The organism is Photobacterium jeanii, assembly GCF_001650345.1.
GTDB lineage: Bacteria > Pseudomonadota > Gammaproteobacteria > Enterobacterales > Vibrionaceae > Photobacterium > Photobacterium jeanii.
Genome location: NZ_LVHF01000028.1, coordinates 381,085 through 404,230, shown reverse-complemented (window position 1 = coordinate 404,230; position 23,146 = coordinate 381,085). Strand labels below are relative to the sequence as shown.

The window sequence follows — 23,146 nt, the reverse complement described above, 5'->3', positions numbered from 1 at the left end:
GCTATTCCTCACAGGTATAGAGAAAACATTGAGCGACAAAAATACCGATAAGTTAATGATAACAGTCAAGTTTATCTTAAAAACTTACAAGTAATTTTTTGTTATTAAGAATCCTGTTGATCTTTGAACTGGTATCTTAGTTTCATATAACTACGCGTGCAATTGATTATTTCGCTGGTATAACTCTCGCCCTTTCAATCGTCGTACAAATAAAACCATTACAACAATGACTTATTCAAACACATTCAAACGCTCTGCTTTAGCCCTTGTTTTATCAAGCTTTTGCTATACCTCAAGCGTATTTGCGGCACCAACTTGTGAAGTAAATGCACTCCTAACGACACAAAACCCTTTAAATGCTGTAGAGAGTGCCGATCTTGATTGTCGCAATAACTGGTTCTCAACCACTGCAACTCAAGCACAAACTATTTTTAGCGATCAACTTGTTGAACAAGCTCAAGTTCGTCTTCAAGCTGCGGTAAACAGTTACAGCGGTGAAAAAGAACAAGCAATCATCATCAATAACTTCGGTGAGTACATTCGTGCTGCTTACTATGTTCGTTCAAACAACCAAGCCCAACTTGGTAACTTTTCTGATGAGCTAGACATTAAGCTGGCGCAAACCATCAATAGTTTTATCACATCACCTCACGCGATTAATTATGGTTACGAGCAAAGTGCGGCACTAAAAAGTATGACCATCATGGTAGATAACATCCGTCGTCTACCTCTCACTATGGCTAACCAATTAGCACTGCTACAACACTTCACACCAGAGAGTATCGAACACTCACGCTTTATCGAAGCTTTGAATGATCTGTTCCGTGGCATGAGCGGTCATACTGGTAATGACGCTTTCTATGCAGATCTGGCAAAGCATCCCGAGTACCTTCGTCAACTAGAACAGTTCATCTACGATAATGAGTGGGCACTTGATACCTCTGCAAGCTTCATTGTAAGCAATGCTTCTCGTGAGATGGGGCGCTTATTGGCAAGCCCATACCCTGAGACTAAACAAGCAATCTTAGCGATTCAAAACAACTTACTTAAACGCTATCCGCTGGGTGGTAAAAGCGACAAAATCTGGGTAGGCATTGCTGAAATGGTGCATTACTTCGCACCAGATCAAGCTGAAGCTATGGGCCTAAAAGACGGCAAAGCCAAACTGGAAACCATGGTAATGCCATTTACTTACCGCTGTGATGGTCCAGCTATTGTTCGCGCTCAAAAAATGGATCAGGCGCAAGCTGCTGAAGTGTGCACAACTTTGAACGCCAAAGAAGCTGATTTCCATCAAGTTGTTAACAGCAATAGTATTCCAGTCGCCGATGACAACAACGACAAAGTTGAAGTTATCGTATTCGACACGAACAGTGACTACGTGACTTACTCAAACTTCTTGTTTGGTAACACTACCGATAATGGCGGTCAGTATTTGGAAGGAAACCCAGCTGATCCAAATAACACAGCACGCTTCGTGGCTTACCGTAATGAATACGCTGAAGGGTTCAGCATCCTTAATCTTGAGCACGAGTATGTGCACTACTTAGACGGTCGTTTTAACCTTTATGGTGACTTTGGTGATGTGCTTCGCGAAGGCTCGACAGTTTGGTGGCTTGAAGGTTTTGCCGAATACATGCATTACAAGGAAGGCTACAACGCCGCTATTGAGTTAGGTAAAACGCACCAATACACCTTACCTGAAGTGATTGCGACCACTTACTCTCACGATACCAACCGTGTGTATCGTTGGGGTTACTTAGCCGTACGTTTCTTTATTGAAAACCACCCTCAAGAAATTGAGCAATTGCTATCGCTGTCACGCAACAACCAATTCAAAGCGTGGGCTAAGAAAAGCCAAGAACTTGGTCAGCAATACCAACAAGAGTTTGATACTTGGATTGACACATTAAAAGTAAGTAAAGAGCCAAACAAACCGGGCAACAATGAACCAACGGCAAAAGCGTTAGCACTGAATACTGGAACTGTTCTTGAAGGAGAACGCCATAGCGCACATCACTTCTATATCGATGTGCCGGAGTACACTCGTTCGCTTGAGCTTTCAATTCAAGGTGAAGGTGACGCCGATTTATACGCAAGTTTTGATCGTATGGCGTACTACCATGACTATGACTTCTCGTCGTTCACTTACGGTAGTAATGAACAGGTAACCATTGAACCGCAAGAAAATGGTTATGTAAAAGCGGGTCGTTACTACATTAGCGTCGACGGACGTGAAGCATTCAATGCTGTTGAGTTAATGGCAAAAGCAGAAGTGGAAAACAAGGGGAATAATGGTGGTAACCAAGGCGGTAATACGCAGCAAGATGATTTAGCACCCATCGTTTTAAATGCTGATGAGCCAGTTAAACTTGATATCATCAACACTCGCTACATGGCACTGTACGTACCTGAAGGCAAAGAAACTGTTCGCATCTGGGTAACACCGACAGCCCAAACAGCCAAGCTCGAGAGCAATGTTGACCTTTTTGCTTCGCAGGCGCACTGGCCAACACCAGAGCAGCATGATGCAGCTTCTCAATACACAGGCAGCCGTGAGTTCATCGAAATGCAGGTTGAACAAGCAGGTTATGTTCACTTCATGATGAGCAATAATGGACAAAAAGAAGAAGTAGAAATTTACGCTACTGCTTACTAAGTTCAACTAAGCCTAAAAGCGCACCTCTTAAAACACCCACTGCTTTGCGGTGGGTGTTTTTTAAAGGCTGATTTAATGATTGCTAACCAAACACGGCAACTATCAGAACAAGCAACAATAAAATGACCACCGTTACTTTTAATAATAATGCGAGCTGACGTGTTCCACCGTTTGGCGGCTGATTACAACATCCCATCACCATCTCCTTTATCGTTTTTCAAATCTTTCGTCACATCCAAACTACGCCTTCCAGTAACAGGAAGGTCAACGACCTAGATTGTTTTTCTAAGATTGACGATAAATAAATGAGTTGTTGCGAGAAGTGAAAGGGAACCCATCGACTATTTCAAACAGCCATGACCATTTCGGTGATACAAAAAAGCCAGCATTACTGCTGGCTTATCTATTACGATGATTAGTATCGTTTCACAAAAGTGGATTACACAAAATTAAGCGATGCGGAAACGACTCATCATAGATTGTAAATTTGCAGCTAACTGACCAAGTTCAACGCTTGCATTTGCTGTTTGGTTCGCGCCTGTAGCAACTTCAGTTGAAGAAGCATGAATGCTTTCGACGTTACGTCCTAACGCATCTGCAACAGAATCTTGTTCACTGCACGCACTCGCAATTTGCATGCTCATATCAGCAATCTGCGCGACGGTTTGTTCGATGCTCTGAATGGTTTCACCCGTGTTTTGGCTTTGTGCCACACATTCATTGATCATCGTACAGCTTTCAGTCGTTGCCTCTTTCGCGTCATTGGCACTCTTTTGTAGCTTGTCGATAATCGCCACAATTTCACCCGTTGAATCTTGAGTTCGACCAGCTAGCGTGCGAACTTCATCTGCAACAACAGCAAAGCCACGACCTTGCTCGCCAGCACGCGCAGCTTCAATTGCAGCGTTAAGCGCTAGCAAATTAGTTTGCTCTGCGATATCACGGATCACATCAACAACCATGCTGATATTCACAGATTCACGCTCTAATTGCTCAACTAACACACCTGCGTTTTCAATCTCTTGAGATACACGCAAGATAGACTCGATGCTTTGCTGAACATCTTTACTACCAAGCTTAGCTTCATCGTTCGCGGAAGTCGCCGAAATCGACGCAACCTCGGTATTACTTGCAACATCTGCTACCGTCGCCTTCATTTGTTCCATCGCTGTTACAACCAAGGTGATCTCATCTTGCTGCTGCTTCATACCCTGTGAAGATTGCTCAGAAACCGCACTCACTTCTTCAACCGCGGTGCTTAGCTGAGTCACTGCTGCAACGATCTCTTCTACCAATTTACGCAGATTGTTTTGCATCTTAATACTAGAGTCCGCCAACATCCCTAGTTCATCGTTACCAATTTGGTCACGATCTAAGGTATGTGTCAGATTACCGGATGCGATTTCCCCAGAAAGCGCCATCACTAAGTTAAGCGGACGACAGATTTGGCGAGTCAAAAATTGATTCAAGATCACCATCAAAACCAGCATACTGACGATACAAGCAAGTGTCATGGTGCCGACACGCGTCGCAGTCGCTAGCATTTCAGTGCGGTTATTAGCAACAAAGCCTAAGTTCAGCTCTCGTAAACCATCAAGTGCGATCATCAATTCATTAAACTGACTGTAAGTATTCACAAGCTCAGCTTCCGCTGTGGCACTATCACCCACAGACGCAGCAGCTTCAAAACCTAAGATACCTTTCTCGTACGCTCGCCATGCATTGCTCACACGATCAAAAACTTGACGTTCATGCTGTGATGCAACTGTCGCATCATAAGCTGCTAACATTTGCTTGATACGATCACTGTCTCTTTGCGTTCGTTGCAACGTTGCTTGCATCGCATTAAGGTCATTTTGATGTGTTAAAGTAAAAAACTGGGTTGTACGGTTACTTGTAATTTCATATTTCAGCTCTTCAACCGACAGTACACTCGGCAATGTCGAATCTGTAAAGTTAACGGTGCCCTCTCGAACTAGTTTCAGTTCCCCCGTTAGAAATACACCAAGCGCGATAATAATCGTTGCGATAGCAGCAAAGACCACAGCGATCTTTTTGCCTAACGATAAGTTTTTATATGTCATTGTTATTTTACCTGCCTTCTATGAGGCTTTCTTAGTTGTGATTAATCATCAAGCACACCAATACTATGCATATGAGGTATGGCTTAATGGGTCACACTAGCGACAAAATGACTGCAAGGCTTAAATATTAATTTTAAACTTAATGGATATTGAGATTTATCGGACAAATATCACCCAAAAACATATCAAAACAATGACTTATATATAAATATTACCGTTTAAATCTAGTTACACATCAGCTATTCACTTTCCCCATCACTGTTCATGATGATTCACAATATGATTTAAACTGCACATACCTCCTCAATTACAGTGAAATATTTAATGAGTAAATTATACAGCTTTCATGAAATCAGCGTTTCCATTTATGTACGAATCGTAATTGTAAATAATATTAATTTGGAAATATTTAATTAGTGTTGTAATGAATTAAAAGGACTTAACTTTAATATTCGTACCAAGTCTGTCACTCCGCCCAGCATCCAATTTGGGTCAAAATCACCCCATCAAGATAAACCGCTGAATTTAAAAGATTTATTTTTCAATGTAAATTCTATGGTTATTAGATAACCTCTCTTACCCCACTAAAAAATAACCTTTTGATATCAAAATAATGCTTTTATTGGTGTTTCTATAATTGAGTGTAATTAATAAAATCACACATCCGTTGATACTAATTATCTTTTGCAACCGAATGGAAGGTACTGTTTAATCTGTCTTTCTTTGATACGAAGCACTTAATATTGCTAATTTCAGCATCGAGCTTTCTCAATAAAAGCTAGCACTCGCTTTATTCATCATTTTTAACAGAAATTAAAGGAGACTTTTGTGCGTAAAATACTTGTTTTATGTTCATTAATTATACTTGGTTGTAATACATCTACATCTACATCTACATCTACATCTAACGATATCGAATCAATTGAAATTAGTTACGAAAATATCGTTGAAACATCGGTAGCAAAAATCCCTTCTCACTCTTCACTACCTTTTATTGCTACCGCACACCTAAAGAATAAATCAGAACGTGATGTGACCAGAGATGTACATTGGATTAGCTCTGATACTAGTGTGGCAACCGTAAGCAATACTGGCTTGGCAACAGGTATTAGTGAAGGTGTCGCTAAAGTTATCGCTCAGTATCAAGAAATAGACAGTAATACCATTGAGCTTACTGTCACTGGAAGCCAACTGTGGAATCTTAAACTCGATTTCCCGCAGGAATACTCAGGGCAGTTACCGAAAGGTGTAACATTCCCACTAACTGTTGTGGCAACTTACGATGACATGAGTAAAAAAGAAGTCATGTCAGATCTAACCTGGACAACTAGCAACCCAGCTATTGTAACGGTAAGTAAATTTGGCGTTGTTAAGGGCAATAATTTAGGCACGGCAACTGTTACAGCCATACTCAATGGCAAAGAAAGTAATAAGCTAATAGTTAACGTGACGGATGCTGTAGTCACGAATATTACTATCCAACCAAACACAAAACCTTTGCATACCATTCCTGTTGGATTTACAGACTCAATGGTCGCTGTTGGCACCCTGAGTGATGGATCTGAGTTAGAGCTTAAAGAAGGTATTTCATGGTCTAGCGATAATGAATTAATAGCAAGTGTTACAAAAGATGGGGTTGTTCAAGCTCACAATGAGGGTGAAGTAAAAATTCGTGCTCAGTACGCAAATACTCAAAGCGAGCCATTGTCATTAGTAACTAGCAATGCGTCATTAGATAGCATTGCTCTTTCTACTCAAGATGGAACACATAACTTACCTAAGGGAAATAAACTACAAATTAAGGCAGTTGGAACCTTTAGTGATGGCTATATCAAAGATATAACCAATGATCTCTTATGGTCTAGCGATGACGAACATGTCGCTCTTATTAGTCATTCTGGAATGGTTTCTGGTATTGAAATTGGTCAAGCGAGCATTTCTGCATCCTTTGCCAACATTAAGACTGATTTTAATCTAGACGTGAACAATGCACCTACGCACTTTGAAATAGTCACGCTTGGAAGCTCGACTTCCCACAGCTCAAAAACAGTTACAAGCGGCACAATACTTGTTGAAGATAAAGACATTACTTTGGTGTATCGAGGTGATCACATTGAAGTCTATGTACATTCAACAGCGCAATACATACAAGCAGAAGATGCCGGACATGACTTTGTTGTAAGAAGAGATGAACATAATAATATTGTTGGCTTTTCTGGTTATGTGAAGGTATATCGAACCAGCAAAGAACATATGTACGACGATAGCTTCTATACGACGTTCTTCGCTGCAAATTCCACACGACAGCAAGCAATCGAAAACACAAGCTACAGTGGAGAGCTTTTATACTCAGTATTGTCTGAAGAAGATAACAAACCATTAGCTATAAAACATGGTCGTGTAACACTTGATTTAAGTACGGGTAAACCTTCCTGCAACGTCTCTGGTCGAGATGTATATACATGCGTAGACGCTGAGTTCTATGGGAAGAACTTTATGTCTAAACTCTACGATAAAAACAGAAGACGACAAGGCGATCTGTATGTGAAGTTTTATGGCGAAAATGCTGAATTTGCTTCTGGCTACATTTACGAAGAGGCTTATCAAGGTAATGCCAAGAAAGTGGATGTTTTCATATTGACTAAACAGCCATAAGTCTAAAAGCAAATCTCCTCCCGCTATTTAATACATACAAAAAGCTCAGCATTTCTGCTGAGCTTTTTGTATATGGCGGAGCACTCTGGGTATAGCGGATTTGCTTCAAAGCCAATTCCACAATAACCAAATGCAAAAAAGGCGCTGATAAATCAGCGCCTTTCTTAAATGTGGCGGAGAGATAGGGATTTGAACCCTAGATACGCTACAAACGTATGCCGGTTTTCAAGACCGGTGCTTTCAACCACTCAGCCATCTCTCCGTAAGTGCGGCGAATATTATAGGGTTCGAGTAAAGCTGTAAACCCTAACAATTGTCAAGTGATCGCATTTTATACGATAACAGTCACTTTTTACTTTACCATCACAAGCTAACACCAATAACTTTACTTAACATGATAATTAGTAACGATTTTTTTGTATTCAAAGCCGAATACAAAAAAGCAGTGCTAATCAACAGCACTGCCTTTTCTTAATGTTTTTGCTTAATCGAGCAATTAACGCATGATCATTTGTTCACGGCCTGGGCCTACTGATACCATTTTAACTGGCACGCCCATTAGCTCTTCGATGCGTAATACGTAAGCTTGCGCCGCTTGCGGTAGCTCTTCGAATTTACGGCACGACGTAATGTCTTCATTCCATCCCTCCATTTGCTCATAAACTGGTGCTAATGACGCCGTTTGTGGCCAAATTGGGTTTTCGCTGTGATCACCATCGTAATCAACACAGATCTTCAGATCAGCAAGGCCGCTTAGGCAGTCCAGTTTAGTTAATGCAATTTCCGTGGCAGCTTGAATCTCAACACCATTGCGTGTTGCCACTGCATCGAAGTAACCCATATCACGAGGGCGACCCGTTGTTGCACCAAACTCGTTTGCTGATTCACGGAATGCGTCTTGCTCTTCCATTGCGGTAACCAAAGTACCCGTACCAACCGATGAGCTAAACGCTTTCGCTACTGCGATTACGTGCTCTGGGCGAAGTGCAGGTAAACCACTGCCAATACCAGCGTAAGTTGAAATTACGTTAGATGAGGTTGTCCATGGGTATTCGCCATAAACTAAGTCACGACCCGCACCAAGCTGTGCTTCAAATAGCAAAGTCTCATCTTTTGCTTGTAGTGCTTTTAGTGGCACTGTTACATTGCAAATTGCATCGCGCCATGGAGCTGTTACATCAAGCAGCCATTGGGTCATTTCTTCCGCTGTTTGATTGAAATCGAATGACGGGTATAGCGCTTTAAGCTGTGGCAGTTTCCAATCCATCATAAATTGAAGACGCTCACGCAATACTTCAGGCTGTTTTAACCAACCAACTAGGATGCCCTTTTTCATTACTCGGTCGCCGTAAGCAGGTGCGATACCTTGACGTGTTGAACCGTAAGCACCATCACCAAGACGCTCTTCTTCAAGCGTATCTTCTAGAGCATGAAGAGGCAGACACAGTGTTGCGCGATCCGAAATACATAGATTGACTTCAACCCCAGCCGCTTTAACTTCTTCGATTTCTTTCGATAGAAGCTCTGGGCTAATAACCATACCAGGGCCAAGAACCGCTATGCAGTCAGGGTTAAATACGCCGCTTGGAAGTTGGTGTAGTTTGAACGTACCTAAGTCGTTTACAACTGTGTGACCTGCGTTATTACCACCTTGGAAGCGAATGCTTGCCGATGCTTTTTCTGCTAGGAAGTCGACGATACGACCTTTACCTTCATCACCCCAGTTAGCACCAACAACAACAATAGACGACATAATTAACTCTCCTTAATAGCGAAGCCCTTATGCTATGGCGCATTAGATAATAAGGAAAATTAATAATAATTATTGGCGCAATAAGGATTCCATATGAGCCATATCTATTTTCAGTTACACTAGGGTCTGAAGCAGATAGAAATGGATGCAAGATAACAAATGCTAGATCTCAATTGGTTAAACACTTTTGTCACACTGGCAAAGTTAGAACACTTCGGTAAAACAGCCATTGCTCTTCATATGACACAACCCAATGTTAGCTTGCATATCAAGCAATTAGAGCAAACGACTCGAGTTAAATTGATTGAGCGAAATCCATTTCGGTTAACACAGGCTGGTGAGCGCTTATTACAAAGTGCAGAACGCTCGTTGCAGGAATTGCAGATTTGTCAGGCTGATTTGAACGCGATTAATGATATGTGTCAGGGAACGGTATCTATTGCCGCCAGTGATATTATTTCTCGCTTACTGCTCATCAAACCTTTTCAGTCGTTTAAGCACGAATATCCGGGGATTGATCTCTCGCTGTTTAATACCACTTCAAGCCAAGCCGCTGAGTTAGTAAAAAGTGCAAAAGCCGATTTAGGCTTTGTGATTGCTCAGAAAGAAAGTCAGCCATTGCACTTTACCGAACTGTGGCAAGTCCACTGGTGCGCATTTGGTGAAGGCTTAGCTGAGTGGCAACAACGTGCAGCTACCGGAAAGGAATTTGATAACGATGATATTCCAACCTTGATCTTGCTTGGTCATGACACACGTACACGAGATTTAATTGATTTGGCGTTACCGAGTTTGAAATTGCCAAAATATCGCATCATGGAAGTAGGTAGTGTTGATGCACAAATCGACTGGGCAGAAGCCGGGTTTGGCATTGCCATTGTCCCAGCTTTTTCACTGCATCCGAAATTGAACTTAAAAAACACCATTACTCCCCTGCCCGATTTCCCAACCACCAGCCTTGGTTATATTGTGCGTCAAAACCAAGTGCTGTCTCGCGCTATCAAGCAACTACTACAATGGGTAACAGAAGAAATAGCTCATTACTCAAATCATCGCGCTCAAACAGTTAATACCAACAACAAGAAATAATTATTCAGATAATTAATCAAAAAAAGCCCCACAACCGTGGGGCAATAGGTACTGTTTTTATTTTAGGGGGTATTTATTGTGTAACTTCCTGTGGTTGTTTCATTTCAACTAACCATGCTCGCACTGCCTTTGGTGACATCAGCTGTGGATCACCAAGATCAGCATCTGTTGCATCAACTAGCTCAGGGGGCAAATCGTTAATAATTGCTTCTAAATCTTCATGCGACCCAACTTGTTGATCAAAAATATCCGCCATTTCAATGTTGTAATCAGCATGTCTTGCGCGAACCGCTTTTACTAACCCATCAAGCAATGTGTACCACGTCGTCATTGGCCCTTGAACCACTGAAGCCGATTCCGCAGCAGAATCAATAAAGGCAAAAGGTACCGTCGCAATCGGCTGTTTCATTTCCATTGCTGCCAAAATCCAATCAGTATCAAAAGAGAAGTCATACACAGTTGGCTTAGCAATGATTTGCTTAAGAACATCCTTACCATATAGCTTGAACGCCGCTTGGGTGTCTTTGATCCCTTTAGAGAAAATATCTTTGCCTATCATGCGCTGCATATGACGTAGCGTTTTAATTCCTACGCCCCAACGCTCTTCTTGCTTCACCAATATTGAATCTGGGTGCTTACGATTACCCAGTACCACTTGTTGTTTGTCGGCAAGATATGGTTTTAGCAGCAAACCTAATTGACCTAAATGTACCGAATTATCAGCATCGGTATACATCACGCAATCAACACCATCTTTAAGTGCCGTCTGACAGCCATAAATAATTGCACCACCTTTACGCGAATCATCAGCACTCGCTAGCCCTTTGAGTGGTCCTTCTTGAGTCGGCAATACTTGAGCCAAATTCAACACAGTTACTTGGCTAGCATTCACACTGCTCTTGGCAATATTCTGTGCAATGGCAAAGCTATTATGCGGGCAGCCATCATCCACTGGATACAGTTGCCAATCCACTACAGTGCCTTGAGTTACCCAGTTCAGCTGTTCAATTTTGACACGTAAGGAATCTTCACCATTTGGGTTTGATACCGACTTTTCATTTAAGCGGTTATGTTCACCCCACATCGCAAATACGACACCCACAGTTAATGGTTTAGTCACTGACAATAAATAGCGGCGAGATTCCACCAGCTTCACCGCTAAGCGAAACTCAAGCGGACAATTAGGTTGAGCAGCAATCTCCTGATAACGCTCAATCGAAATATCTTTTAAGCAATATAAAGTATTAGCAAGTTTTAGTAGCTTATGTTGGTGAGCAGCTTCTGTCAGATCGAAATAATCACTCGCTGAAAGGAGCACATCTTGAATCACTTTCTCCGATGCCGTCATCGCTTGTTCTTCCTCTAGTCCTTGTGAGAATGAATCACCCACAAACCAAGCTAAACAAGCAAGTGTTCAGCATAAGGTTGCACATGGTCTATTTAAAGACTAGTAACCATATGCAACTAAATCCAAATTAAATGCCTAGTTTTATTGGCTTTTGTGCTGTCTAACCACTTATGAAACAAAACCAATTGAAAACAGCAAGATAAGATAGAAAGAGCAGAAAAAAGGCAGATACATGAGGTATTTAAACGCTAAAAAACCTAATGTAAGAGCAGTAAAGTGAATAATTAGCGAATGAAATGAACAGACGTGTAAGTCATCAGTCATATACCAACAACTCTATCGTACTATGCGCTTAAAGCATGCAGCACGAAACCCACAATTTATTCAGTGGACTCAACGGGCACTGGCGCAAAACTACGTCTTTGCAACGGCGTGACAGTCGACTCATCAATCACAGCCATATTCCCTTTTGCCATTGGATTCGGTGTGTTTGATTGCTCTGTCGTTTCAGAAGGATGTGCAGAAGGTTGGATGACCTTTCCAGTATTTAAGTTCGTTTCGTGGTAAGTAATCGCTTCAACTGGGCTCACCACAATATGCTCATTCGGTGGCGCATTAGGCGTAACGGGAACACCTTTGACATCAGGTGATTGAGTCTTTTCTTTAACTTTCGTTGATGACAGTGTTGTTTGTTGAGCTGCTTGTGCGGCTTTAGCCTTCGTCACGATTTTAGTTGGATCTGACGGTTTAGTAGGCACTGCTGACTCAGCTTGCAACTCTACGACAGCGGGTACAGGGATCAACTTAGTTTTTGCTGGCGATTCTACTTTTGTTTTTGTTGGCTGAACTGCGGAAGAAGTCGTTTGAGGCACGGGTTCAAAATTTGGTGTTTGCGTAAATCGTGTATTTAACCCACTCAGTTTTTTCCCACCACCAGCTCCACCTAGACTTTTACCACTGGCAGCAGGTTGAGGTGGTCGATAAGTAGGTTGTGTTTGACTGGTAGGCAAACTGCTTTGTGCTTGGTGATCCATCATGCCAAGTTTTGGGCTAGAAAAAGAGAAGAAAGACAGTTTTTCATCCCAAGCTTGCATCGTGGTAAGTTCATTTTGCCAATGTTCATCAATGGTCGCAGCAAAGTCATTCACTTGAAGTTGAGTCGATAGTTGAGTATTTGCCACTTCATAACGCATGTGAAGCTTATGCTTCATTTGCTCCCAATTCGTCCCTCCCGTCATTAAATACCGGGTACTATCCGCCCAATATTGGTAGGCTTTTGCACTGTTATTTTTATCCGCTGCAATGGCGGCAAGGGCTTCCGCTAGCCCTGCATATTGCCACATCTGTTTACTACCCAGTTTGGCTTCAGAGCTAAGAAACATAATCGCCAATCTATGGTACTGATCGGCTGCTTGGCGATAACGACCAGACTGAACCAAAAAAGTGGCTTTACTGTAATAACTCACATCGACATCAACCGCCGCTGCTATAGCTAACGGTGATGCACTCAACACACCCAAAACCCAACAAGTAAGTAACAAAAACCTTCTGGCTGATTTCATCGAAATGTCTCCACTAAACAACGACCTGGGTGGTCAAAGCGTGAATTAAACTTCACATCGCGATATTCTTTGGCTTTCTTCGATTGGTACAACTTGCCATTAGCTTTGTATAAAAGCGCTTCTAAAACACCGGCATTAGTTTTTAAGGTAATACTTTTTTCATAAGCACTGGTAAGCTCATAGCGCCCTTCATACCAGCCTCGATCGGCATCGTACAGCTCACGCACTAACACCATTAATCTATCTGTGTAATCGGTTTTCCATAACGACCACATCTGAAATGCTACTTGGGTTGAAATCAATGCCAATTCATCATGATCACTGCCATCTTCAGCAACCGTGATCCACGGCGTGCCTAGGGCGTAAATGCTATCGTAAACAAAATAAGGTTCACCGCTAACAACATGATCGCCACGTGCGGTGTAGATCCTATCTTGATCCCAGCGAGATTCTTGAACACGATAAAGCGAATCCGCCATTGCAGCTAGCGCATCATTGGTATGTTTAGCATCATGGCTGGTGAGATCATTAATATCATCCCAGTTGAACTCCAACCCCATTAACAAATACGGGTTGCTATAAACCGGGCGTAATACGTCATAATCACGCGGATCACGACCATCAAATACAATATCGATTCCGTTGATTGTCACCACTTCATAGGGATCAAGCATCATGGCTTTTTCAGGAACCACCTGCCAATCAAGGTAACCATAAGAAGTGTATTCTTCTAACCCTAAACGCCCCTCTTTATAACGAAAGACATCACCGTTATCTTTAACAATACCGCCATACAACTCGCCGTCTTGGGTTACTAGCTCACAGAAATTCCAGCGTAAAACCGCCTTGTCGATATATTCAGAAAATTCAGGATTACGCTGTTTAGTGATAGCTAGCACAATAAGCAAACGACCGACATCGATAGCCGACCAGCCAATATCTTTTGGCTGGTTACCATAATCGACCATTTGCCCTGTGGTAGTGTTATATACCTTATTCGGTACTCCCACAGAGCTTAAGGGCATTTCATTTAAAAAGCTCAACACCAAAGACAATCGTTCATCGTGTTCTTTACTTGTAATGAACTCAAACTCTTGGGCTGCCGCCAGCGCCATCATGTAGTCAGCCAACGATGACATATTGGTCGATGGGTAATTATCAATTGAGTTAACTAAGCCAGTTTTAAGCTGGGTGTTATTTTCCATATACACCCATGCGGTTTGTGCCCAAGCTAACTCTTGTTCTGTTAGTTCACCATATCGACCTTGGCGCAGCACCTGCGAGGTGTTTATTGATGTCAAACCACTTTGCACGCCCTGATACACGACTCCACATGAAGTCAGTGCCAACAGCGAGCATGCAATTATTCCCTTTCTCAGCATTTACATCCCTTTACTTGAGAAACTACTTCTTAGCTTGTGGTTTTTTTCGTGGTAAACATTGCCCTTCATAACCAAATGGTGACTCCAATGCTTTATCCCATAAGCTCACTGGAGGGGTGTCTAAATAAGTCAGTAATTTACCTTCTTGCTTATAAAGTAAAATTTCTAACGTAATACCATTATTATTTGATGTGAACGTATTAATTAACCCAGTACCATTTTCAAAGATACCTTCGTAAAAACCTTTTTCACGGTCATACAAATTTGAAATATGATCAAAGACTAAATCTGTGTATTCGGTATCCCACAACACCCAAAGCCCCATAGCCCCTTTAACAGCAACTGCTGAGAATTGAGGTAAGTACTCGCCCACTTCAGAAATAGTATTCCACGCGTAACCATCGGTATAGATGGTGTCGTAAACGAAGTATGGAGGCCCAGCTAACTGGTGCTCGGTACGGGCTGTAATAATTCCAGTGTTTTTATAACGCGCTTCCTGCACTCGATAGATCTGCAAGGCAAACTCGGCCATCCAGTCATTTGAGAAGTTATAATCATGCGGCGTTCGGTCGGTTGTTAAATCCCATCCCATCTCTATACCGTCGAGTACAAAGCTTTCGGTTACAACATAGCTATGCGCTTTGAGTTTACGCGGATCACGGGTGTCGTACGGAATATCATAACCATATAAGTTAATTGTACTGTAAGGCTCAGGCATAGAGGCTTGAGTGGTATCAAATCCCCAAAGCTGAAAACCTTTGGCTGCATATTCTTCGTAACCTAAACGCCCTTCTTGTAAGTATTGAACTGGCTTGTCTTTTTCAAGCAAGGCACCAAACATGGTGCCATTCTCATCGACCACATTACAGAAGTTCCAGCGTAGTACTGCAGAATCAATACCCGTTGCATACTCAGGGTAACGGTTTTTGATGATATGAAGCCAAATCAACAAACGTCCTAAGTCCAATGCCGAATAGCCAATTTCACCCGGTTGGTTACCGTAGTCCACCATCGCAGCCGTTTGAGTGTTATAAGCTTTATTCGGCAGCTCTCCTTTAAAGAGCTGCATAGTATTAAGTGTTGTTAAGAAACGGATTAAACGGCGGTCAAACTCTTCTTTATCAATAATGCCGAGCTCTAGCGCACTCGTCATGCCAGCAAGATACGACGCAGCATCCCACCATGTAACCGATGGATAGTTATTTACCGCATTCACCAACCCCGTAGATTCTTGGTAGTTATTTTCAAAATACTTCCAAGCAATCCTCGCCATATCCATTTCTTTTTCTGTCAGTTTACCTTGACGGGCTTTTGGAATATCCCAGTGATTTGGGCGGTCAACGACGTCATCCGCCAGATTACTGTATTTATTACCGCAGCCAGCCACCAGCAACCCCATTAGGCAAACAATGATATAACGCATACAACACTCCCTATCAAAGTTGCGAATCACTTAGCACCAACGCTCAACAGCGTGCCATTTTGAACATAAGCTAGTGACTCTAATACAATGCCGTTGGTATTGGCGGTGATCGCTTTGTTAGTGCGTCCGTCACTTTCATAGCGACCTGAATACCAGCCTTTTTCTTCTGAATATAAGCTTTGGGCATCATCGATCAGTAGTTGGGTGTAAGGGGTATCGTAAAGTGCATACCAACCAAACGCCGCTTTTGTTGATAGTGTTTTCAGGTGAGAAGCATCGTCACCTTGGTCTGAAATCGCATTCCATTCTTTACCGTCTGAGAACACTGTGTTGTAGACAAAGTACGGTGCTTCATCGACGTTATCTTCACTTACTGCGGTAAGAATGCCTGTACGCTCGTAACGGTTCTCTTGTGCCTTATAAACACGGAAGGCAAAGATTTTCGAGATACTATCTGCACCAAATTCCAAACTATCAAGAATGTAAGATTCACTAACCACGTAGTTGTGAGCATGGTATTTCGCAGGGTCACGTTTATCTGTTGGAATTTCTACCCCATCGATTTCAACAAGATTTAGATAATCGATATATTTCATGGCGTTGAATACGTCACGTCCCATTAGCGACATCGCTTTTGACGCATACTCTTCATAACCAATACGACCTTCTTGTACTAATTCAAAACCATCACCTTTTTTCGATGGGCGTGAACCGTACAAGTAACCATCAATGATCATCTCACTCACTTTCCAGTGATTAAGTACATCATTAACAGGCTTATTAAATTCAGGGTATTGCCAAATCAAGATATTAAATGGCACTAAAATTCGACCAATATCAATCGCCGACCAACCAATACCTTCAGGCACAGGTTTGTTCGAGTAATCCACCATTTCTAAGGTTTGGGTGTTATATGCCTTATTCGGTAAATCGCCATTGATCAGTGGAATACGCGCCAACGTATTTAAAGCTTTTTCCATCCGCAGAGTAAACTCAGCATGGCTGATCACATTGAGTTTTTCAGCCGAAATCAGCCCCATCAAATAAGATGCGGTATCCCACATGGTCGTAGAAGGATAACCATCTACCGAATTCACCAACCCTGTGTTTTCTTGGTAATTATTTTCAAAGTAAGTCCACGCCGTTTTCGCCCAGGTAAATTCTTCATCGGTTAAAATCCGGCTTTCGCGATGAGGAATTGGCTCTGATACTTCAAAGGTGATATTCCCCAATACATGCCCGTAATCACGGGTTTCGATAGTAAATGCAATTATAAGAGCAGTAACCAATCCCGTTATAAAGACAAGGTGATGCCGTGCATTCACGAGTGCTTTTTTAAATTCCATATTCTAATTCCTCAGATCCTTGTTCCTGCTCTTCATCAGACGGCGGAGTCCAGATAGAAGCTGCAATCATTCCCCACATCGCCATCATGTTATTAATGATCCAGAAGGTATTAAGTACTAAACCGCCAAATGAGTGCTCCCCGAATGCGCCCGTGGTGTAACCAACCCAAGCAAATGTCATACTGAATAGACTCAACACGAAGACCAATATTTGCGGTATCACCAACTTAATAAAGGTACCGGTTTGTCGCTCTTTGGGTGTGGTTGGGAAACTGATTTTCCTACCGCGCAATACTGTCCATAGCGCCCGCAAGTTAACAGGGAAGAAGGAGAGGAAGTTGGTTTTCCCTTTATAACCTGCAACTCCCCATGTGCCTATCATCATTGCCAGCTCAGCCGTTAACACGAACGGTAAGAAATGGAGATAGAAAGTCGTATCGTACGCACTAACCGGAGCAATACTGGTTAAGAAGTAGATGATTGGACACGCTAAGAAAATAATGTTCCAGATAGCCGATAAGTTTGACCAGAAACTCGCGGCGTACATCAATTTCTGCTTGAACGTCATGCCTTTGCGGAACAATGGGTTATCGTTCATAAAGATATCGATTGAACCACCCGAGTATTTAAAGCGCTGAACTGTCCAAGTCTGCAAATCCTGAGGTGATAGCATTTTACTTTCAACCTGAGGATGCATTACAGAACGCCAATTACGCTCAGTATCTGAGTGCAATACAATCGAGGTATACAAATCTTCCGATACGTGGAATTTATAAGGGGTAAATTCGGTATCCAGCAAGATTTCCTGGCGCAAGTTATCAGAGATATCGCGGTCGACCGTTTTCTCTTTGGTGAGCTTACGGATCTGACGTTCAACTTCATCGTGCTCTTTGCTGATCTGCTCACTGTAAGCACGCAATGCCGCTTCCATTACCGCTTCACGACGGTGAATAGAGCCAGCACCACAACAGAAGGATGCATTTACCCAATTACGACGGCGTTGAATAACGTCGTAGAACATTTGAGGGTCATTCACAAATGGGTCTTCGCCAAGGGTAACCGGACCGTATAAACGCTCGACACCACGCCCAATGAGACGACCAAATCCACCCAATTTCTTACCTAGCCATTTAGGTAAACGTTCGCCTTCCGGTAAATCGAAGAACCACTGAGGAGTTTGTACCCATGCCACATCAGGGTCACGGAAGTAGCCTAAGGTGTTTTCCAAAATAGAAGGGAATGGGCGGGTATCAGCATCACAGATAACAATGAAGTCCCCGTAGGTTTGCTCCAGCGCATTACGCAAATTACCTGCTTTAAAACCAATATTGCCTTCACGGGTGATGTACTCCACTCCCATTTCTTTGGCGAGCGCTTCCATTTCTGGACGCTTACCATCATCGAGAATAAAGATCTTGGTTTCAATTTCATGCGGATAACGGATCTTCATTGCATCAACAATACTCAGACGCACCAAATCAGGCTCTTCATCATAAGTTGGGAAGAACACATCAACGCTGATTGGTCTGTCTTCATCGGTGTCGTGCACACACTCCGCGATTTTATGCGGTGGTGCTTTTTTCGGTTCATCTTTGGTTTTCCAAAGGTTGAATGTAAACAACATTGAACCAATAAATGCACAAGACTCAGCAAATGCCAGTGGTAGCGAGAACCACATAGCCTCGTAGTTCAGTGCGTAAGTCCATCGCCACCATAAGTACCAGATCCCCAAGGTTAAATTACATGTAGCTAAGTATTGGTAAAGCAATTCACGCGACATGCTATAAGGTACAGGTTCTGGTGGCTTACGATGCTCAAACTCCTTAAAATAAAAATCCATCTAGCATTACTCCATTAATATTGACGAAAGTACGCGTGATGCGCGGCCAATAACCCAATCAGACTGGCGTTATAATCGATAGCAAACTCGTTCACCGCATAAGACTTTTCACTATCAACATAACTCAGCATTCCCATGTTTTTCGGCGCAACCCCTGCCTGCGCTTTTTCATTTGGGCCACCAACCAAATACCCCGGTAAAATCACACCTGTCGCAATACGGTATAAATGATGGAGATTGCGAACAGCATAGGTGCCGCTACCAGTGACAAAACTTAAGTTAAAAGCATTCGCTCCCAACAAATAATCAATTTGCGATTGCACAACAGCACGATGATCCTTTTTACCTTGAATAAAATCAGACCAAGCAACCAAAATACCGGCCTCTGCTGTCATCTTGTTCGAGCCCCAAATAAAACGCTGATTAGCAATACCAAAAGCTGAGTTGTTTGCTTGCTCTACATAGTGATCAGCTTTGGCTTTTAAATCATTGGCTAACTTGGGATACAAAGGATGAGCATTTTCAAGCGTTAGCAATAAATGCCAAACCCCCATTGCAGCTGGGTTTTTCCACTCAAAGATATCCACCCATTGCGAGTCATATAATTTTTCAAACTCAGTGAGGAATTTATCTTGCTCGGTGGTGATATAGAGCTCCGCCAATGCCCATAAACGATCGTCAATATCAGTATCGAGTGAGGCTTCTACATCTTCTTTATTTTTGATGTATGGCCCAGAGCCTGAATCATCACCCTTTTGCCAGTCGATATATTGCTCAGGATGAAGCTCTAAATAACGCCAAGCATGAACAGCGGCTTGTAAATAACGACGAGATTGACTCGGTTGGTAAGGTTCATAAATACGTGATGCCATTGCCATCGTTGCAGCAAATTTGGCAGTTTCAGGTGTACTCACACCGTAAATAAATCGAGTTTGCAAATCTTGCCAAGGCGGGATTTTAGCGGGCCAATGTGCTCCTGATAGTTTACGATACACAGCCCCATCAGCACGCTGCATTTTCAGTAGCCAATTCAAACCATATTGGGTTTCCACCAAAATTGCAGGTAAACGTGGTTCAACTGCCGTATCAGCGCGGCTTGTATTTGTATTCACACCATGATTTTGTAACTCAGAAGGCTGAGATTCAAAAAACTCAGGTGATTGACGAAACGCTTCCATCAAGCGCGCAGCTGTGATTGTAGTAGTTGCCACATATTTACCAAAGTCACCGGCATCGTACCAACCGCCTGTCATATCCAACGCTTTGCCGCGTTTATGGAAAGGGTCACTACGGAAAATCACACCATCTTTGGTATGGCTGATAGGCCTCGCCATGCCCGTTACAGGATCTGTCACGCTTTCACCTGAACGTTGAAGATATAGAGCATGGATCAAACGCTGAGCTAAATCATGGTAGGAATGGCTACTGATTTGAAATGGCGTTGAACGAACGTCACCAACCACTAGCTGAAACCAACCCGTATTTTTCACTCGACTAAAATCAACAACCGCTACAGGTCGCTCATCAGGTAACTGAGCTTGCAATTGAACGTCAAATTCCGCGATGTCGCGCTGCTGATCCAGAGAAAAAAGTGCAACCTTCTCGTATTTTGAAGCTGTCGCATCTATCGCTGTCGGCTTTAGCCAATAAGCCAGTTTGTCTCCTTCAGCCATATACCCAAGCTGATTGACCACTAACATTTTGGCGTTCACTAATCCTGAAAGCACAGTAAACAACAATAAAATGAGCGTCCTTGTCATCATTCCACCTTTCGCGGCAATTAGAGCCAAAGTTGTATGAAGTTCAGTCTTGCAGCTTGTAGTGGTTTTGACTCAGCTCGTTTCCTGACTCATCGGTTAAAACCAATGAGAGGTAACCAGATAACCCTGCAAACACTTGGTTGGTAACAACTTGCTGTTGAGTGTTTGCGGCAATATTGATGTTTTCCACTAGCCACTGCTTGTTATCGTATTGATTTTTAATCCACAGTTTTGCTTTTGAGTAAGACTGCAAACTGTCGTTAATTATGGTTATTGACACCTGTCCATCCGCTTGTGTTACATCCCTTTCAATGACAGCAAGCAATGGTTGATAAGCTTGTTTCAGCGCTTCATAGGCTGGCTTAGTTTGACGATTGACATCAATAACCGACCAAGTGATCGCAGGCCAACTATCAACAAACATAAACTGATAAATGGCAGCAACGCCTTGTCCTTTATTTAATCTTAGGTGTTCAGCTGCATATTTGGTGACTACCCGTTGATATTCTTGGGTATTTTGATGAAACTGTGACAAAGATTCACCTTGAGGAACCTTGGCAATCATTAAGGTTTCATGTGGTTGGTAATTGTGATAACTCAATGTTGCGAGTGCTTTTTTACTCAACGGCCACTCATTGGGCGTTATACCAACATCAGATAAAATCGCTTCTATCATTGCCAAACTTGGCATGGCCTGAGCGCCAAACTCGCTCACAATCGGTGTGAACTGCGCGGTTTTATAATCCTGATATTTCCCTGAATACCAACCAAGCCAAGGGTGCTCTTTGGTGTAAGAGGCCTCACGCACAATACGTTTATCATTAGCCGCTAACAGCGTTTGATAGACCGCTTGCGTCAGTTGCTTATTTTGAGCAGATTGATAACTTGGATATTTGTATTTCATCCAGTCAGCATCCCATGGCGGCTCATTGTGACCGCACCAAAAAGCAATAGAGGCATGATTCGCTAACATGTCTGTCATGGCTTTGGTTTGCTCAACCGCTTGCTGGCGAAAAGTGTCCGAATCGCTATATCCCCATTGCAATGGAAAGTCTTGCCACACCAAAATGCCTGCTTTATCAGCCTGATGATAAAAGTCCTCTCCCGCGACATGAGCATGAACCCGCACACTATTAATATTGGCTTGGCGCATTAAATTGAGATCGTTCTGGTAGTCACCCGCTGTCATCTCGGCAAGCCATTGGCTTCCGATGTAATTTGTGCCACGGATAAAATAAGGCAATCCGTTGACGTAGAACTCACCTTTATCTTCATTAAATGCAAAGTCTCTAAACCCAATAGACGCTTGGTAGGTATCTGAAACCTTGTCATTAATCAGCACTTCAAGTTGGATACGATAAAGGTTCGGCTCACCCCAATCCCAAGGCCACCACAACAAACGCTCTTTCTCAGGTAATTGCCAATATATCGTTTGTTTGCCTTGGCTTAGCTGTACAGTTTGCTGGTAACTTTCCGTTGGCTCTGTTTGACTATCGAGCCCTTCCCGCCACAAGGTATAACGTAATTCAGCCTCTTGCTGCGCTAGGTTGTCTAATTGAAAACGTACATCTGCTGATGTCAGTGCAGATGTACGCTCACTGACTGACGATTGAGTGGTTGCCGCTAATTCAACATGAGGAATTGCGGCTAAATGCTGAACAGCTATAGGGCCTGTTTGTCTGAGGTTAACATCACCCCAAATACCGCCAGAGTTACGATCTTGACCATCGTCAGACCAAGCGCCACCTGGACGAGTATCGTGGTGGTTAAGTACACCTTTGATTTGATTTTTATAAAGCGACCAATCTGCATCTTTAGGATCATCAGGGCTATTCACCCACACCTGAAGTTGATTAGCGCCTTCAGAAATCAAAGAGGTTACTTCGGCAGTAAACGGCGAGAAATAGCCAAGATGCGAAATCACATCTTGGTTATTGAGGGAGACTTTTGCTTCGTAGTCAACAGCGCTAAATTGCAACCAATAACGTGACTGACTCGGTTTATTATTCAGCGCTAATTGGCGTGAATAAATACCCGTTCCAGCATGGTCTATACCTTCTAAAAACCAGTTATTAGGTACATTAACTTCATGAATTACAGATTGACGTTGTTGCTCATCAATTATCTCTAATCGCCACAGTCCATTTAACGATTGCTCAGAAGTTTGCCAGTCATTATTAGGTTGTTGTATAGCGCAAGATGATAATGAGAATAACGCCATCATGGCGAATGCTATTCTCATAAA

Annotated in this window: 13 protein-coding genes and 1 tRNA gene; 3 read left to right on the top strand and 11 right to left on the bottom strand. The window is 42.6% G+C overall.

The genetic code is table 11. The features are described from left to right. Positions 1-226 precede the first annotated feature (226 nt). Positions 227-2,659, top strand: coding sequence for a M9 family metallopeptidase (locus A3K86_RS14730; protein WP_068332522.1), 2,433 nt, complete (start codon positions 227-229; stop codon positions 2,657-2,659). Positions 2,660-3,108: 449 nt separating this feature from the next. Here A3K86_RS14730 and A3K86_RS14725 read toward each other — a convergent pair whose 3' ends face one another. Continuing rightward, positions 3,109-4,743, bottom strand: a complete 1,635-nt coding sequence (locus tag A3K86_RS14725) for a methyl-accepting chemotaxis protein (protein ID WP_068332520.1) — start codon at positions 4,741-4,743, stop codon at positions 3,109-3,111. 828 nt (positions 4,744-5,571) lie between these two features. Here A3K86_RS14725 and A3K86_RS14720 point away from each other — a divergent pair. Continuing rightward, a complete protein-coding gene (locus tag A3K86_RS14720) occupies positions 5,572-7,398 on the top strand; it encodes an Ig-like domain-containing protein (protein ID WP_068332516.1) in 1,827 nt (608 codons plus the stop codon). Positions 7,399-7,569: 171 nt separating this feature from the next. Here A3K86_RS14720 and A3K86_RS14715 read toward each other — a convergent pair. Beyond that, positions 7,570-7,660, bottom strand: a tRNA-Ser gene (locus tag A3K86_RS14715). Between the two features lie 234 nt (positions 7,661-7,894). Then, the gene (locus tag A3K86_RS14710; RefSeq protein WP_068332513.1) at positions 7,895-9,151 is read right to left on the bottom strand and encodes an adenylosuccinate synthase; all 1,257 of its coding nucleotides are present in this window, start codon (positions 9,149-9,151) and stop codon (positions 7,895-7,897) included. A gap of 159 nt (positions 9,152-9,310) precedes the next feature. Here A3K86_RS14710 and A3K86_RS14705 point away from each other — a divergent pair, with 159 nt between their 5' ends. Next, positions 9,311-10,240 carry a LysR family transcriptional regulator gene (locus tag A3K86_RS14705; protein WP_068332510.1) on the top strand — a complete coding sequence of 310 codons (930 nt, stop codon included), beginning with the start codon at positions 9,311-9,313 and terminating at the stop codon, positions 10,238-10,240. A gap of 73 nt (positions 10,241-10,313) precedes the next feature. On the opposite strand, the gene A3K86_RS14700 is transcribed toward A3K86_RS14705, so the two are convergent. From A3K86_RS14700 to A3K86_RS14665, 8 genes are all read right to left on the bottom strand, one after another. Beyond that, positions 10,314-11,630, bottom strand: coding sequence for a glycosyltransferase (locus A3K86_RS14700; protein WP_332310131.1), 1,317 nt, complete (start codon positions 11,628-11,630; stop codon positions 10,314-10,316). A gap of 338 nt (positions 11,631-11,968) precedes the next feature. Further along, entirely contained in the window at positions 11,969-13,150 is a 1,182-nt protein-coding gene (locus A3K86_RS14695) for a hypothetical protein (RefSeq protein WP_068332504.1), read from the bottom strand. Continuing rightward, positions 13,147-14,532 carry a DUF3131 domain-containing protein gene (locus A3K86_RS14690; RefSeq protein WP_068332502.1) on the bottom strand — a complete coding sequence of 462 codons (1,386 nt, stop codon included), beginning with the start codon at positions 14,530-14,532 and terminating at the stop codon, positions 13,147-13,149. The genes A3K86_RS14695 and A3K86_RS14690 overlap by 4 nt, the downstream gene beginning before the upstream one ends. A 22-nt stretch (positions 14,533-14,554) precedes the next feature. Next, positions 14,555-15,955 carry a DUF3131 domain-containing protein gene (locus A3K86_RS14685; RefSeq protein WP_068332499.1) on the bottom strand — a complete coding sequence of 467 codons (1,401 nt, stop codon included), beginning with the start codon at positions 15,953-15,955 and terminating at the stop codon, positions 14,555-14,557. 26 nt (positions 15,956-15,981) lie between these two features. Continuing rightward, positions 15,982-17,301, bottom strand: a complete 1,320-nt coding sequence (locus A3K86_RS14680; RefSeq protein WP_068332496.1) for a DUF3131 domain-containing protein — start codon at positions 17,299-17,301, stop codon at positions 15,982-15,984. After that, positions 17,291-19,141 (bottom strand): glycosyltransferase family 2 protein, encoded by a 1,851-nt coding sequence (locus tag A3K86_RS14675; RefSeq protein ID WP_068332493.1) that lies wholly within the window; start codon positions 19,139-19,141, stop codon positions 17,291-17,293. The genes A3K86_RS14680 and A3K86_RS14675 overlap by 11 nt, the downstream gene beginning before the upstream one ends. A 14-nt stretch (positions 19,142-19,155) precedes the next feature. Then, positions 19,156-20,901, bottom strand: a complete 1,746-nt coding sequence (locus tag A3K86_RS14670) for a glycoside hydrolase family 9 protein (RefSeq protein ID WP_068332490.1) — start codon at positions 20,899-20,901, stop codon at positions 19,156-19,158. Positions 20,902-20,944: 43 nt separating this feature from the next. Continuing rightward, positions 20,945-23,143: a glycoside hydrolase family 2 protein gene (locus tag A3K86_RS14665; RefSeq protein WP_068332486.1), complete on the bottom strand. Its 2,199-nt coding sequence runs from the start codon at positions 23,141-23,143 to the stop codon at positions 20,945-20,947. Between the last annotated feature and the right edge of the window lie 3 nt (positions 23,144-23,146).

Bases quoted from the DNA above. Each gene is read 5' to 3' on its own strand.
- A3K86_RS14730 (WP_068332522.1), top strand. From the start codon at position 227: ATGACTTATTCAAACACATTCAAACGCTCTGCTTTAGCCCTTGTTTTA.
- A3K86_RS14725 (WP_068332520.1), bottom strand. From the start codon at position 4,743: ATGACATATAAAAACTTATCGTTAGGCAAAAAGATCGCTGTGGTCTTT.
- A3K86_RS14710 (WP_068332513.1), bottom strand. From the start codon at position 9,151: ATGTCGTCTATTGTTGTTGTTGGTGCTAACTGGGGTGATGAAGGTAAA.
- A3K86_RS14705 (WP_068332510.1), top strand. From the start codon at position 9,311: ATGCTAGATCTCAATTGGTTAAACACTTTTGTCACACTGGCAAAGTTA.
- A3K86_RS14695 (WP_068332504.1), bottom strand. From the start codon at position 13,150: ATGAAATCAGCCAGAAGGTTTTTGTTACTTACTTGTTGGGTTTTGGGT.
- A3K86_RS14690 (WP_068332502.1), bottom strand. From the start codon at position 14,532: ATGCTGAGAAAGGGAATAATTGCATGCTCGCTGTTGGCACTGACTTCA.
- A3K86_RS14685 (WP_068332499.1), bottom strand. From the start codon at position 15,955: ATGCGTTATATCATTGTTTGCCTAATGGGGTTGCTGGTGGCTGGCTGC.
- A3K86_RS14680 (WP_068332496.1), bottom strand. From the start codon at position 17,301: ATGGAATTTAAAAAAGCACTCGTGAATGCACGGCATCACCTTGTCTTT.
- A3K86_RS14675 (WP_068332493.1), bottom strand. From the start codon at position 19,141: ATGGATTTTTATTTTAAGGAGTTTGAGCATCGTAAGCCACCAGAACCT.
- A3K86_RS14670 (WP_068332490.1), bottom strand. From the start codon at position 20,901: ATGACAAGGACGCTCATTTTATTGTTGTTTACTGTGCTTTCAGGATTA.
- A3K86_RS14665 (WP_068332486.1), bottom strand. From the start codon at position 23,143: ATGAGAATAGCATTCGCCATGATGGCGTTATTCTCATTATCATCTTGC.